14 protein-coding genes are annotated in these 14,816 nt (G+C 55.3%); 10 read left to right on the top strand and 4 right to left on the bottom strand.

What is annotated here, in order from left to right; genetic code table 11:
* Positions 1 to 190 precede the first annotated feature (190 nt).
* From C8P63_RS04060 to phoU, 5 genes are all read left to right on the top strand, one after another.
* Complete coding sequence (locus tag C8P63_RS04060) at positions 191 to 1,135, top strand: PstS family phosphate ABC transporter substrate-binding protein (RefSeq protein ID WP_425437241.1); 945 nt, start codon at positions 191 to 193, stop codon at positions 1,133 to 1,135.
* Positions 1,136 to 1,227: 92 nt separating this feature from the next.
* Entirely contained in the window at positions 1,228 to 2,163 is a 936-nt protein-coding gene (gene pstC / locus C8P63_RS04055; protein ID WP_108022058.1) for a phosphate ABC transporter permease subunit PstC, read from the top strand.
* A gap of 104 nt (positions 2,164 to 2,267) precedes the next feature.
* Positions 2,268 to 3,098 (top strand): phosphate ABC transporter permease PstA, encoded by an 831-nt coding sequence (pstA, locus tag C8P63_RS04050; protein WP_108022197.1) that lies wholly within the window; start codon positions 2,268 to 2,270, stop codon positions 3,096 to 3,098.
* A gap of 14 nt (positions 3,099 to 3,112) precedes the next feature.
* Positions 3,113 to 3,889, top strand: a complete 777-nt coding sequence (gene pstB, locus C8P63_RS04045) for a phosphate ABC transporter ATP-binding protein PstB (RefSeq protein ID WP_108022057.1) — start codon at positions 3,113 to 3,115, stop codon at positions 3,887 to 3,889.
* Between the two features lie 20 nt (positions 3,890 to 3,909).
* Complete coding sequence (gene phoU, locus C8P63_RS04040) at positions 3,910 to 4,563, top strand: phosphate signaling complex protein PhoU (protein ID WP_245920694.1); 654 nt, start codon at positions 3,910 to 3,912, stop codon at positions 4,561 to 4,563.
* Between the two features lie 58 nt (positions 4,564 to 4,621).
* Here the strand turns inward: phoU and C8P63_RS18965 are convergent, their stop codons facing one another.
* Positions 4,622 to 4,771: a hypothetical protein gene (locus C8P63_RS18965; RefSeq protein WP_170109491.1), complete on the bottom strand. Its 150-nt coding sequence runs from the start codon at positions 4,769 to 4,771 to the stop codon at positions 4,622 to 4,624.
* Positions 4,755 to 6,002 carry a tetratricopeptide repeat protein gene (locus C8P63_RS04035; RefSeq protein WP_170109490.1) on the bottom strand — a complete coding sequence of 416 codons (1,248 nt, stop codon included), beginning with the start codon at positions 6,000 to 6,002 and terminating at the stop codon, positions 4,755 to 4,757. The genes C8P63_RS18965 and C8P63_RS04035 overlap by 17 nt, the downstream gene beginning before the upstream one ends.
* 34 nt (positions 6,003 to 6,036) lie before the next feature.
* On the opposite strand from C8P63_RS04035, the gene C8P63_RS04030 reads away from it, so the two are divergent.
* From C8P63_RS04030 to C8P63_RS04015, 4 genes are all read left to right on the top strand, one after another.
* A complete protein-coding gene (locus C8P63_RS04030; RefSeq protein WP_170109489.1) occupies positions 6,037 to 6,951 on the top strand; it encodes an aldo/keto reductase in 915 nt (304 codons plus the stop codon).
* Positions 6,952 to 7,053: 102 nt separating this feature from the next.
* Positions 7,054 to 7,665, top strand: coding sequence for a class I SAM-dependent methyltransferase (locus C8P63_RS04025; protein WP_108022054.1), 612 nt, complete (start codon positions 7,054 to 7,056; stop codon positions 7,663 to 7,665).
* Positions 7,666 to 7,767: 102 nt separating this feature from the next.
* Positions 7,768 to 8,160 carry an ArsR/SmtB family transcription factor gene (locus C8P63_RS04020; RefSeq protein WP_108022053.1) on the top strand — a complete coding sequence of 131 codons (393 nt, stop codon included), beginning with the start codon at positions 7,768 to 7,770 and terminating at the stop codon, positions 8,158 to 8,160.
* Entirely contained in the window at positions 8,120 to 10,291 is a 2,172-nt protein-coding gene (locus tag C8P63_RS04015; protein WP_108022052.1) for a heavy metal translocating P-type ATPase, read from the top strand. Before C8P63_RS04020 ends, C8P63_RS04015 begins: the two co-directional genes overlap by 41 nt.
* A 232-nt stretch (positions 10,292 to 10,523) precedes the next feature.
* Here the strand turns inward: C8P63_RS04015 and C8P63_RS18960 are convergent, their stop codons facing one another.
* A complete protein-coding gene (locus C8P63_RS18960; RefSeq protein ID WP_170109482.1) occupies positions 10,524 to 10,943 on the bottom strand; it encodes a hypothetical protein in 420 nt (139 codons plus the stop codon).
* Positions 10,944 to 11,323: 380 nt separating this feature from the next.
* Between C8P63_RS18960 and C8P63_RS04005 the strand changes: the two genes are divergently transcribed.
* Positions 11,324 to 13,267 (top strand): TOMM precursor leader peptide-binding protein, encoded by a 1,944-nt coding sequence (locus C8P63_RS04005; protein ID WP_108022050.1) that lies wholly within the window; start codon positions 11,324 to 11,326, stop codon positions 13,265 to 13,267.
* A 422-nt stretch (positions 13,268 to 13,689) separates the two neighbouring features.
* Here the strand turns inward: C8P63_RS04005 and C8P63_RS04000 are convergent, their stop codons facing one another.
* Positions 13,690 to 14,700, bottom strand: coding sequence for a superoxide dismutase (locus tag C8P63_RS04000; protein WP_245920670.1), 1,011 nt, complete (start codon positions 14,698 to 14,700; stop codon positions 13,690 to 13,692).
* Positions 14,701 to 14,816: the final 116 nt, after the last annotated feature.

The raw sequence follows: 14,816 nt of genomic DNA, 5'->3' as shown, positions 1-14,816 counted from the left end.
CTTCTTCTGAGCCTGACAATCAATCCCCACGATTCCAGGTTTACTTTTATGTTACAGGATGGTAACCGCCTCCTTTACAAAACCTTAACAATCCGTTTATTTGAGAATAAAAGTATCGCTTTATAGTTGGCAGTGGTCAAGGGAATGGTAAACCTGAATTACATTTTCTCTAGGGGGCTGTGTCGTTATGCTGAAGAAAAGTTTGCAAATCGCAGGCGCTCTGGTACTTTCGCTTTCACTGGTGGTGGGCTGCTCCTCCAACAACCCGAACGCCGGTGGTGAAGGTGGCGGAGAAGGCCTTTCCGGTAAAATCAAAATCGACGGATCCAGCACCGTTTACCCGGTGACCTCCGCCGTTGCCGAGGAGTTCATGAAAAAGAACCCCGGCGTCGACGTGACGGTATCCCAATCCGGGACCGGCGGCGGCTTTGAAAAATGGGCCAAGAAAGAAACCGACCTTTCCGACGCTTCCCGTCCGATCAAGGACGAAGAAAAGGAGGCCGCTGAAAAGGCCGGTCTGGAGCCGATTGAAGTTGAAGTGGCCAAGGACGGGATCACGGTCGTCGTCAACAAAGAAAACGACTTCGTCGACAAGCTGACCGTGGATCAGCTGAAAAAGATCTGGGAACCGAACAGCAAGGTGAAGACCTGGAAAGACGTCAACCCGGAATGGCCCGACAAACCGATCAAGCTGTACGGTCCGGGGACTTCTTCCGGAACCTTCGACTACTTCACTGAAGAAATTGTCGGTGAAGAAGGCAAGAGCCGCACCGACTACACCCAGTCCGAAGACGACAACACCTTGGTGCAAGGGGTGGCCGGTGACAAAAACGCCCTCGGTTACTTCGGTTACGCCTACTACGAAGAAAACAAGGATAAGCTGAAAGCCGTTCCGATCGATGCCGGCAAGGGCGCGGTGGAACCGACCGAAGAAACGATCCAAAGCGGAAAGTATGCCCCGCTCTCCCGCCCGATCTTCGTCTACGCCAGCAAGCAGGCCATGGAAAAAGAGCACATCAAGAAGTTCATGGAGTTCTACCTGACCGAAGGGAAGGAACTCGTGCCGGAAGTGGGTTACATCAAACTGAAAGATGAAAAATACGAGGAAGAACTGAAAGAGCTGGGCATTAAGTAAGAAGCTTGACATCGCTGGAAAGGATTGTGTGGCCGTCCGTTGGGGACTGTGCCACACTTTCCCGTGTTTTAAGGGAAAGGAGCGACAACATTATGAAAACAGCTGGATCGGTGGGGATGGACCGCTTTCGCAAGCAGCGGACCTGGCGAACGACCTGGGAAGGGATCATACCCAAACTCCTTCTTGTCTGTGCACTCGTATCCGTTCTGACCACCTTGGGGATCGTCTTCACGCTGATTGTTGAAACCGCCCGCTTTTTTGAGGAAATTCCCTTTGTTCAGTTCATCACGGGAACGGAATGGACCGCTCTTTTCAGCGGGAATCAGCAAAAGTTCGGAGTTCTGCCTCTGATTTCCGGGACCCTGCTTGTCACGGCGGGGGCGGCTCTGGTCGCCATCCCGCTGGGATTGGCGGCAGCCATCTACCTGAGTGAATATGCCCATGACCGGGTTCGTCGGGTGTTGAAACCGGTTTTGGAAATCCTGGCGGGGATCCCGACGGTGGTGTACGGATTCTTTGCGTTCACCTTTGTCACTCCGTTGTTAAGGGGGACCTTCTTCCCCGACATGGGGCCGTTCAACGCCCTCAGTGCCAGCATCGTGGTCGGCATCATGATTATTCCGATGATCGCATCCCTCTCAGAAGATGCCATGAGTTCCGTCCCCCGGGGAATCCGGGAAGCGGCCTACGCCATGGGGTCCACCCGGTTGGAAGTGGCGCTGAGAGTGGTGGTGCCCGCCGCCTTGTCGGGGATTATCGCTTCCTTCGTCCTGGGGATCTCCCGCGCCATCGGGGAGACAATGATTGTGACGATTGCCGCTGGTGCCACGCCGAAACTGACCTTTGATCCCACCGATTCCATCCAGACGATGACGGCCTACATGGTCCAGGCCGCGTCCGGAGATATCAGTTTCGGAAGCACGGCTTACAAGTCCATCTATGCGGTGGGGATGACCCTGTTCGTCTTCACCATGATCATGAATCTCCTGGCTCAGTATATCTCTCGCCGGTTTAAGGAGGAATACTGATGGGTGCGGAAGAAGCGGTGATCGGTCAAAAAGGAAAGTCGGAGGCGAAATCCTTGAATTCTGCAAACCGTAATCAAGGTGCCGGCCGCGTCGGGTTTCGTCGCATGATGAACCGCCTGGCTCACGGTCTGTTCTTCCTGGCCACTCTGGTCGGTGTCGTTGTATTGGGGATCTTATTGTTCGACATTGTCAACACAGGCTGGAAATGGGTCAGTGCCGACCTGTTGAACAATTTTGCTTCCCGTTTTCCCGAAAAGTCCGGGGTGAAAGCGGCTCTGTGGGGTTCGATCTGGCTGATTGCGGTAACGGCCCCGCTCACCTTCATCTTTGGGGTGGGGGCAGCCATCTTCCTGGAGGAGTACGCGAAGAAAAACTGGTTCAGCCGCTTGATCCAGCTGAACATCAGCAACCTGGCCGGTGTGCCTTCCATCGTGTTCGGGATCCTGGGTCTCACCATCTTTGCCCGGGGAATGAATCTGGGGCAGAGCGTGCTGACCGGGGCCTTGACGATGACGCTTTTGATCCTGCCGATTGTGATTGTGGCGGCCCGCGAGGCGATCGCCAGCGTGCCTTCTTCTCTGCGACAGGCTTCCTACGCCATGGGTGCCTCCCGGTGGCAGACTATTTCCAGGGTGGTGCTTCCGTACTCCATGCCGGGGATTCTCACGGGAACCATCCTGGCCCTCTCCAGGGCCATCGGGGAGACGGCACCTCTCATCATGGTCGGGGCGGTGACCTTCATTTACTTTACCCCGGGCAATGTCTTTGATCCCTTCACGGTGCTGCCGATCCAGATTTTCACCTGGACCGGGTTGCCGAAAGCGGAATTCCAGGAGCTGGCCGCGGCCGGAATCATCGTGCTGCTGGCCATCCTGCTGACCATGAACGCTTTGGCGATTTTCCTGCGGAATAAATATCAACGGAGAGACGGTTAAGGGGGAAACGATCCATGGCTGAGCAAGCAGTGCAAACGAAACCGGCGATCCGGGTGGAAAACTTGGATCTGTATTACGGTGAAAAGCAGGCCCTTTACAATGTATCGATGGATGTGGCGGAAAACTCGGTGACGGCCCTGATCGGTCCGTCCGGCTGCGGGAAATCCACTTTCCTCCGGACCCTGAACCGGATGAACGATCTCATCCCCGGTGTCCGGATCGAAGGGAATATCGAACTCTACGGCAAAAACATTTATGACCGCGACATCGATGTGGAAATGCTGCGGAAAGAGGTGGGGATGGTCTTTCAGGCCCCCAATCCCTTCCCGAAAAGCATCTACGACAACGTCGCCTACGGACCCCGGATTCACGGCATCACCAGCAAAAAGAAATTGGATGAGATCGTGGAGAAAAGCCTCCGTCAGGCGGCGCTCTGGGATGAAGTGAAAGACCGTCTCAAGGATCGGGCCACCGGTCTGTCCGGCGGACAGCAACAGCGTCTCTGCATCGCCCGGGCCTTGGCGGTGGAACCGGAGATCGTCCTGATGGACGAACCGACTTCCGCCCTGGATCCGATCTCCACTTCCAAAATCGAAGAACTGGTCCAGGAGTTGAAGGAGAAATACACGATCGTCATCGTCACCCACAACATGCAGCAGGCAGCCCGCGTCTCCGACAAGACGGCCTTCTTCCTCAACGGGGAACTGATCGAGTATGACGATACCAACACGCTGTTCTCCAACCCCGGCAACAAGAAGACCGAAGACTACATCACCGGCCGCTTCGGTTAAGGAAAGGAGCCTGATCCGTGATGCGACAGTTTGACACGTCCCTTCAGGAAGTAAAGCATCTCCTCCTCGACATGGGGGGAGAGTTGGAGGTCGCGATTGACAAGGCGGTTCGCTCCCTGGCCCGGATGGACGAAGACATGGCCCGTGATGTATTGAACAACGATCCTGCTATCGATGCCATGGAGGACCGGCTGGATGAAAAAGTGGCGACCCTGATCGCCACCCAACAACCGGTGGCCAAGGACCTCCGGAAACTGATCGCCGCGTTGAAGATCGGTTCCGACATGGAACGGATGGCGGACTTGGCCTGCAACATCGCCGAAGTCACCCTTCATTTCAAGAAAAACCGCCTCAAGCTGTTCAAAGAGCTGGAGGACATTCCCGAAATGGCCCGGATCACCCAGAACATGGTCCATGACGGGATCAACAGCTTCATCGACGGCAACGTGGAACTGGCCAAAAAAATGGCCGAGACGGATGACGTGGTGGATCGGAAGTACGAGTCCATCGTGAAAGAGCTCCTGGAATACATGATCCAGCAGCAACAGTTTACGGAAGAGGCTCTCCGCCTCAGCTTCGTCGCCCGCTACCTGGAACGCATCGCCGACCATGCCACCAACATCGCCGAAAGCATCGTCTATATCGAGACCGGTAAGCGGGAAGATTTGAACTGAATATCCTAAAAAAATAAGGCAACTGACCTTTGTCAGTTGCCTTATTCCATGAAAAGAGTTAACCTCGTCCCGGATCGCTGTATTCCGGCTGGTTTGAAGAAATTTTGACTGGGTTGGTTTCTGTTTCTTTCAGTCCAAAAAAGATACCGCCGCCAAGGGCAATCAGAGTCATTATCGAAAGAATCAGACGGTTAATGGACTTCTTCAAGGATTGTCTCCTCCTCGTGATGCAGTTTGACCTGTACTTTATACATACTTCGAGTAAGCTTTTGAAATTCCTGCTCGTCGATTCCTTCCCAACACCGTGCCAATTGCAACAGGGCACGGTGTTCTTTATTCATGAGATGATGTTTCCGTGCCAGTTTGAGCATCCGTTCATAATGGGGGATCGCTTCCTGCCTTCGGTCCTGTTTGAAGTAAAGATCCCCCATGGCCTGAAGTGCATAAGTCAGTCGGGGAGCGTCATCATATTTTTCACCGATTTGGATGGCCTTCCGGATTACATCCATTGCTTGATCGATCTTGTCTTGGTGCAAGTACAGAAGACCCAGCCGGGCAAAGGTGACAGTATATTTATGTTCATCCGGAAACTTTCCTCTTAAGCTCAAGGCCATGTTAAAACAATCCTCGGCCGGTTCCCACTCTTCCTTTGACATATACACGCTGCCCAGGACCGTCCAAAAATCAAACATCAGGGTATAGTGTCTGTTTATGCGGGCCTTTTCCAACCCGGCTTCGGCAAACCGGATGGCATCATCCGTCATATCCGTCCGTCTGGAAAGCTCCGCGCGCAGCCAGTAGAAGCTTAATACCGTTTCGGTTTGGTCGATCCCGTTCAGCTCATCCCACACCTCGTTGACCAGACGGATCGCTTCTCCCAGCCGGCCCAGACGTTCCAGGTAGATCGCTTTGTTTCGCCGGAGGAGGTACTTAAAGTGTTGCCTTTCCCCGTTCTCCTCAAAGGCATCGATGCCGCTGTCACTGTATCGCACCGCTTGCTCCAGGTTGTTTTGATAATAGCTGTTAAGGCCCAGTTCCGTGAAAGCCGCCGATTCCAGGTTCGTCTTGCTTCGGTCCGGACTGGCGAGGCGGATGGCATTATGTAAGGAACGCTCCGTTTTGGACCACTTTTTCAACGTGTTAAAACATTTGCCCTTTATATAATGGAAGTATGCGGCAAGAGGGTGGGAGTCGGTTACATTTAGCTCGTCCAATTTTTTTAGAGCCTTTTCCACTTCATTAATATCATGAAGAGACTCGGCCATAAACAATTGAAACTGAACCCTCTTCAGTTCCCGCTCTTCTCCGATCACCATATCCGGGAGTTCTTCCAAGGAGAGCCCCAGCTTTTCCAAGAGATAGATGGCCCGGTCCTGACGGACATGGGGAACGCCGCGCTCGATGTTGCTGATCGTCGCGGGTGAGATGTGAAAAAACACCCGCTCTGCTACAATGAAAAGCGAGGTGAACCGAATGAATCGAGCGTTGGAAAAACGGGAGATCCCCCGGATGGGCGGGTCTGTGACGTTTCTGGGATTCGGGGCTCTGGAGATCGGTCGGGACTGGGGACTGGGTTCCGGGAAGGACCGGGAACGGCCGGATGAACGGGAAGCGAACCGGGTGCTGAACGCGGTGTTGGATCGGGGAATCAACCTCATCGACACCGCCAGCGCCTACCATCGGAGTGAAGAACGGATCGGGAAAGCCGTTTCCCACCGCCGCGGAGAATACGTGCTCGCCACCAAATGCGGCGAACACAGCCGGGAGCCGGATACTTTTTATGATTTTTCTTACCGGGCGGTGAAAGAGTCGATCGACCGGAGCCTGCGACGGCTCCGGACGGAGGTGATCGACCTGGTGCAGATTCACTTCGGTCCGGATCCGGAAAAAGTGATCGAAGAAGGGAAGACGTTGGAAGCGATGAAGGAGGCCCGGAAGGAAGGGAAGGTCAGGTTCCTGGGGGCTTCCATCGACGGGGAGCTTGCAAAACAATGCATCCTCTCCGGTGACTTCGACGTCATGCAGATGGAGTACAATCTCCTCAATCGTCAAAACGAAGAAAACATCCGTCTCTGCCGGGAAAAAGGGATCGGGGTCCTGATCCGGTCGGGCCTTGCCATGGGAAAGCTGACTCCCCGTATTCTTCCTTACATGGAAGAAGATTTTCCGGAAAAAGGACGGATCCGCCGCCTGCTGGAGCTGACGGAGGGGGACGGGGAAGCCCTGACGGCGCTTGCCCTTCGGTTTCTCCATGAAAACAAAGGGATCAGTTCCGTGCTGGTCGGGACCAAGAAACCCGGACGGATCGACCGGAACATCGCGCTTCTGAACCGGGAAATCGACGGGGAACTCTTAACACGTGCAGCGGCAATCGGGGCAGGGGATTAAAACGCCGTTTCATGGCGTGATCCGTGGGGATCACGCCTTTTTTGCCCGGATCGGAGTTCGGTTTACAATGGGGAAGAAAAAATGGAAAAGCGGTGAAAACGGATGAAACCGACGGAAGAGCGGATTGTACCCGAGTGGATGAAACCGACCAACGGCCTGCTTTTGGAACATGTGGCCCGATACTATTTCGCCGCCCCCTATGTCCGCGGACGGGTGCTGGATCTGGCCTGCGGGGCGGGATACGGCACCCAGATGGTGGCCAAACTGCGGAAGAAGGAAGTGGAGGAAGTGATCGGTGTGGATCGGGATCGGGATGCGGTGGAGTACGCCCGTCGCACGTACTACCACCCGCTGGCCCATTACCGGGTGGCCGACGCCACCGATCCGGAGCTGCCGGAAAAACTGGGCACATTTGATACGGTTCTTTCCTTTGAAACCTTGGAGCATATGCCCGACGATCGTTTCTTTGTCCGGCAGTTGGAGCGGCTCCTCAGACGTGGCGGCACCTTGGTTCTCTCCACCCCCTTCGGTCGGGGGCGGGGGATTCCTTGCAAAGATCCCTTTCATTTTCATCAGTTGACTCCGGCGGAGTTTCATGAACTCTTCGGCGGTTTCAGGGAAAAGACGTTTTTTTATCAACGGGGGGTCACGTTTGAATCGGCATGCCGTGAAGGGGTCCGATACCCCTTCGGAATCGCGGTCTGCCGAAAATAACAAGGGAACATTGTCATTCAATCCGTTATTTGAATATTGTTAGGGTGAGCCCTCTGTGTCAGACTCTATTTAAAAGTTTATTTGAATGAGGGGGAGATCCGGATGGTTTCCCGTCCTTCCCACACACAGCCGGATATTTGTGACGTCTTCTGTCACGATGAAGAAAAAGTCCGCCGGTTGAAGGGAAAAATGGAAGAGACCCGTGCCGCCGCCCGGCTCTTTAAAGGGCTGGGAGATGAAACCCGGTTAAAAATCGCTTACGCCCTCTGTTTGGAAGAGGAGCTCTGCGTCTGTGACGTCGCTCACATCCTGGGCGCCTCAGTGGCGACGGCTTCTCATCACCTCCGGCTGATGAGGAAGATGGGTCTGGCCCGCAGTCGGAAAGCGGGAAAGATCGTTTTTTACACCCTGGATGACGGCTCGGTGCGACAGATGGTTCGGTTTGCCATGAAATATGCGCCGGAGGAAATTCCTCCCGCCGGGAAAAGGGGGTGAACCCGTGGCACCCTACGCGGAACGCGTACCGCATCAGGAAAAAGAAACCGTCTACCGCCTGACCGGACTGACTTGAGCGGATTGTGCCGCTCAGTTTGAGCGGGATGTGAAAAAAATCCCGGGCGTGATCGATGCCCGGCTCAATTTCGGCGCTTCCAAAATCACCATCCGGGGAAAGTCTCCCTCTCGGGCAGAACTCAACAAACTCGGCGCCTTTGACGGGATCCGGGTGGAAGAGGGGGAAACCGAAGGTCCCGCCCCCTGGTACCGTGAGCGTCAGGTGGTGTTCACGGGTTCCGCTTTCCTGTTGATCGTTCTGGCCCTGATCAGCGGTTGGACAGGTATGTCGGCCCCCGTAACGGTGATCCTTTATCTGGCCGCCACCGTGCTGGGGGGATGGGAAACCGCCAAAAAGGGGCTCCCCGGGATCTGGAAATTCCGTTTTGACATGAACGCGCTGATGACCGTGGCCGTGTCGGGGGCCCTTGCCATCGGATACTGGGAGGAGGCGGCGGTCGTGGCCTTCCTGTTCGGGGTGAGTGAAACCCTGCAGGCTTATACGACCGCCAAAGCCCGCCGCTCTTTGAAGTCCCTGGTGGAATGGGCTCCCCGTTCAGCCACGGTTCGACGGGGGGACCGGGAACGGCACATTCCCGTCGAAGAGGTTCAGATCGGGGATATCATGATTGTAAAACCCGGTGAAAAACTGGCCATGGACGGAGTGGTCACAGCCGGACGATCGGCGGTCAACCAAGCCGCGATCACGGGGGAATCCATTCCGGTGGCCGTGGAGCCGGACAGTGAGGTTTACGCCGGTTCCATCAACGAAGAAGGAGCGTTGGAAGTCCGGGTGACCAAACGGGCGGAGGACACCACCTTGGCCCGGATCATCACCCTGGTGGAGGACGCCCAGGAACAGCGGGCCCCTTCCCAGGCCTTTGTGGACCGGTTCGCAAAGGTTTACACCCCGGCGATCATGCTGTTGGCGGCCGGGATGGCGCTGGTGCCGCCTCTTCTCTTTGGCACTCCCTGGATCTCGTCGGTTTATGAGGCGCTGGCTCTGTTAATCGTCGCCTGCCCCTGTGCGCTGGTGGTTTCCACTCCAGTGGCCATCGTCTCCGCCATCGGAAACGCCGCTCATAACGGCGTGCTGATCAAAGGCGGTCTGCATTTGGAGAACATGGGGGCCTTAAAGGCCATCGCCTTCGACAAAACCGGAACGTTGACCCGAGGGGAACCGGAAGTCACGGAAATCCGCCTCTTCAGAGAGAAGCGCAAGGAAGAGGCGCTGGCTCTGGCCGCGGCCTTGGAGGCCCGTTCCGAACACCCCTTGGCCCGTGCGATCGTGCGATACGCAAAGGAGCTCGGCGTGGCCGTCAAGGAAGCCTGCGAATTTGAGGCCAAACCCGGACGCGGGGCCCGGGCGATGGTGGAAGGCCGGCCGCTCTGGATCGGGAGTCCGCGCCTGTTCGAAGAAATGGATGCGCCGATGGAAGCGGTTCGGCCTGTTCTGAAAGAGTTGCAAGACCAGGGTAAGACCGCCGTTCTTCTGGGCTGTCCGGAACAGGTGCTGGCTCTGTTTGCAGTGGCCGATGCGGTTCGGGATACCAGCCGACAGGCCATCGCCGAACTGGAACGGGTCGGCGTGGACAAAACGGTGATGCTCACCGGTGACAACGAGGCCACTGCCCGTGTGATCGCTCAGGCGGTGGGGATGAAAGAGTATCGGGCCGAGCTTTTGCCGGAAGATAAGGTGGAAGCAGTGAAAGAGCTGCGAAAGGCCGACCGCCGCATCGGGATGGTGGGAGACGGGATCAATGATGCTCCCGCCATGGCAGTGGCCACCACCGGAATCGCCATGGGCGGAGCCGGAACCGATACGGCTTTGGAAACAGCCGATATCGTGCTCATGGCGGACGACCTCACCAAGCTGCCTTTCACGGTGCGTTTGAGCCGGGCTGCTTTAAGGGTGATCAAACAAAACATCACCTTCTCCCTGCTCACCAAATTTGCCGCGGTCTACCTGGTGTTTCCCGGGTGGTTGACGCTGTGGCTGGCGATCTTCGCCGACATGGGAGCCGCCCTCCTGGTCACCCTGAACAGCCTGCGTTTGATCCGCATCCAACCGTAATCGGAAAGAGGGCCATCGATATATCCGCCTCATGAAAGGAATCGGATCATCGGGAGCAGGGGAAAGTGAACTTGATGAATAAAGCCGCCTTCCTTTCGAAGGCGGCTTTCCGTTTTTTACTATGAAGCGCTATGACCATCCGTTGAATTACGACCCGTCCTCTTTGGTTTACTGCGTGAAACGCCTGAAAAAGGGGGGGCCGGATCGGCGGGGAGAAGGCGAGTTACCGAAATCATCCGTAAATTCCCGTATGATACCGGCCCAAAATGGATGAGGGACCTGCAACAATAGGCATTTTCTTCATAATGATGAACGATGTAGGGAAGAAATTTGTTGGACGAAGGATCTGAGGGGTCGACCACAGTGGATCATCTTTTTTCATCCATTGCTGGTTCCCCGTTACGGATTCTACCCACTTTATGAACGGAGGTGTTACGCCTTGGATGATTTCAAACAGGATCTTCAAAAGTTGAGCGTTGACGAGTTCAGTGCAGCGAAGGTGACACCTTGGGGAAATCAAGACGTGAATGTTTCCGGTGAGGATTATTACTACCATTGCCATCATTGTCATCACTGCCACCATTGCCATCACTGTCATCACTGCCATCACTGCCACCATTGCCATCACTGCCACCACTGTCACCACTGCCATCATTGTCATCATTGTCACGGTTGTTAGCATGATCACAGGCCGGGCGATGGTGGACACAGACAATCAAACGGAAACTGGGGTTGCCCCCTGCACAGCGATTTTTTGAGCTGGCAGGGGTTCTTCTCGGTGAATCAGGCATCAGGGTTCAAAAACCGTGCATAAGATAACAGAGTGATGATGAATATTGGAGTAGGTGACAGTGAGGAGGAACGGAAAGTGGGGAAGGCATTACAACAGATGCTCTCAACGGCACAAACCCAAGCGGCGTGTCACCCGGCGCAAGCGTGGATGGTCTTCGACCTGGCGCAAGAACCGTTTTTAATAGAGAAGCCGAAGCCGGCGGGCGTGTTCGGTGTGTCACTGCGAGGGGAGGAATCCCGGTGAGCACCGTCGTGGCGGTTGTTGGAGAAGGGCTCTTGGCGGACTTCGTGTGCGGGGAACTCTCCTCCCGATACCCGGTCCTTCGCTGGACCGATTTGAAAACGGGACAGACGGAAGAAGCGGATTTGGCTCTGGTGTTGCACGATTCTTGGGACCCTTCCGTTCATCATCAGGCGGAAGAGGTGTTTCAGACAGCCGGCATCCCTTGGCTGCGCGGTTTTGTTTCATTTGGAGAAGGAGTGGTCGGGCCGTTGGTTCGCCCAGGAACGCCGGGGTGCTCCCGGTGTGCGGAAAAGCGACGCCTTATGGCGGGGCGCGACCGCCAAGAGATGCAGGGGTTGCAACAGAGACTGGCGGCCCAGGGGGGAGTCCCCCGTGACCCCTGGGCATCGTGCACAGGCCTTTTGCAGATGGCTCACCTGCTGCTGGCAGAGGCACGGAGGGTGTTACAAGGTGGTCGGGCCCACTTGGATGGACGGATATTTTTAATCAACCTGAAAACGCTGAAAAACTCCCGTCACTTTTTTCTTCCTGATCCGCTTTGTTCGGTTTGCGGACGTTTGCCCGATGATTCGCCGACCGCGGCCCGCATTTCACTTCAACCGAGTCTGAAGGTCAGCAGTGACCATTACCGCTGTCGTTCGATCGATGATCTGAATGAAGCACTGGTCAAAGACTATCTGGATTATCGAACCGGCATTCTGAACGGGAAAATGCATGATCTGGCATCCACCTTTGCCGATGCGGGGGTGAATCTGCCATTGATCACGGGGGATACAGGAACGGGTGGGCGGACTCATTCCTATGCTGAGAGCGGGTTGACGGCCATTTTGGAAGGATTGGAACGCTACTGCGGTCTGGAACCCCGCGGCAAACGGACGGTGACCCAGGATTGTTACCGTAATCTGGCCGATCAAGCGCTGAACCCTGTCACGGTCGGGGTGCACGCAAAGGAACAGTATACACGTCCGGGTTTTCCGTTCAAACCCTTTGATCCGGACCGTCCGATCGATTGGGTGTGGGGTTTTTCGTTTTTGCAGGAGCGTCCCATTCTGGTTCCGAAGTCTCTCGCCTATTTCGGCCCGGGTTGCGGGGAGAGATTTGTCTTTGAGACTTCCAACGGATGCGCCTTGGGCGGGAGTTTGGAGGAGGCCATTTTCTACGGTCTTTTGGAAGTGGTGGAACGGGACTCATTCCTGATGACTTGGTACGCGCAATTGCCTGTCCCGCGATTGGACCCAGATTCTCTTGATGACCGGGAATTGCGGTGGATGTTCCATCGTTTTCAAACGGTGACGGGGTATGATCTTGAGTTCTTTAACACGACGATGGAAAACGGCATTCCCAGCGTGTGGGCGTTAGCGAAAAACCGAAAACCGAAGGGAGCCCATCTCATCTGTGCGGCCGGAGCTCATCCGGACCCCGTACGGGCGGTGAAAAGTGCGGTCCATGAGTTGTCCGGCACGATGCGGCTGCTTAACAAGCAATATGAGGAAATCCAAAAGAAGGCAAAGTCCATGTTCCACGATTCGTCCCTGGTGCGGCAGATGGAGGATCATGCGCTGCTGTATGGTTTGCCGCAAGCCCGGGAGCGCCTTCGATTTTTGCTGGATGGAAATCGTTCGTTGCAAAGGTTTGACGAGGAGTTCCAGGGGAAGGCCAGGCATGCGGATTTGACGGAGGATCTCAAGGAGATCCTTCAGGTGTTTTGCCGGTTGAACCTGGAGGTGATTGTGGTGAACCAAACCACACCGGAAATCAACCGAAACGGACTCTACTGCGTGAAAGTGCTGATTCCGGGGATGTTACCCATGACCTTCGGACATCACTTTACCCGCCTGGAAGGGCTGGAGAGGGTGCTGAGGGTACCGGTGGAACTCGGACACACCAAACAACCGCTGACGCTGGCACAGCTCAACCTATACCCGCATCCGTTTCCGTAAGACGTGACCGGGAGGGAAGGATGGATCTGGATGCATTCCTGCACCGTCTGGATTTTGACATCGGCTCCGGACTGGGAGGTGGATTGGGAAGATCCCCCCTTCGATCATGCTATACCGCGGGTCAGGGTTCAGTGGAAAGATATAAACTGAAGGATACGAACTTGGTTGGTTTGCCATCAAAGTATTTACCCACTTCATGCTCTGAAAGCGGATGTTCCATCTTCTTTTCATATTGCTCACGAAACAGGCAAACACCCCACTTGAGCAGGGAGGGCATCAGGCGGGGTGTTTGTTTGTGCGAATTTTTACAGGTTGTTTTTTGAAAGGACCGATCCGGTTAACCGTGCCCTCGTTTGAAGTTGCCTGAACACGCCCTGGGATCGTCGCCCGTCCGTTTTTCCGGAATCATCTGCGGCACTGATTCAGTATGGTTTCCAGAACAACTTCCGCGCCTGCAGGTACCGGCATTCGACGGCGGGCCAGTTCACCACATTCCACCAGGCCCGGATGTACGCCTTCCGTTTGTTGGGGTATTTCAGGTAATAGGCGTGTTCCCACACGTCCAGAACCAACAAGGGAACCACGTCCCACTGGGACAGATTTTGGTGTTTTTCCGCCTGCAGGATCTCCAGCCGTTGGGCGCGGGGAGCCCATACGAGGATCGCCCAACCGCCGCCTTCCACTTTTTCGGCGGCGGCGGAAAAATGCTTTTTGAAGGCTTCGAAACTGCCGAAATCCTTCCGGATTTGTTTCAGCAGCTTTCCGCTCGGCTTGCCGCCGCCCTTGGGGCTCATGATCTCCCAAAAGATCGTGTGCAGATAATGTCCGGCGCCGTTAAATGCCGCTTCCCGTTCCCAATGCTTGATCAAATTGAAATTGCCAGTTTTGCGGGCTTGGGCCATCATGATCTCCGCTTTGTTCAAACCGTCCACATAGCTTTTGTGATGCTCATCGTGGTGAAGGCGCATGGTTTTTGCGTCGATGTAAGGTTCCAAGGCTTCATAAGGATAAGGAAGCGGGGGGAGAACGTGACCGCCGATCGGCACCGGTTTTTTTGGGGGGGTGGGACAGTCTTCGTGTTTTTCCTTGTTCCGTTCGGGATCCTCCGCGGTTTCCTCCACCACTTCCTCCCCGGTTTTCTCCGCGGGTTCTGTCCCCTGAATGGTGGCTAAATCCTTTCGAATCATTCGAACCAGCCGGCTGTGCCCTTCCCATACTTGTTGTAACAGGGGATAAAGGGAAAAAGAACTCACCGAAACGGCGGCTTTTTCCAATTCCCCGAATCGTTTTTCCCACTGCAGGCGCGTTTTCGGTGACAACGTTTCCCCACCGCCGGGTTCGTTCCAATTCGATAGCAGGCGTCGGCCTTCCCGGGCAAAGGCGATGATTTGCCGCCTCAACCGGGCACTGAACGGGTTTGGATCGACAACCATGATGCTTCCCTCCACTGATTCGTTGGCCCTTTCAGGATATGTAAGAAAGCGGGTCATGTGCCTAAAAAAATTTGTTCCCCGAAGGTAAGGAGTACCCCCTGTCCCTCGGCAGCTGA

Source organism: Melghirimyces profundicolus, from assembly GCF_003054245.1.
Taxonomy (GTDB): domain Bacteria; phylum Bacillota; class Bacilli; order Thermoactinomycetales; family DSM-45169; genus Melghirimyces; species Melghirimyces profundicolus.
The sequence above is the reverse complement of the archived record's forward strand: the minus strand, read 5'-3'. Positions and strand labels throughout refer to the sequence as shown.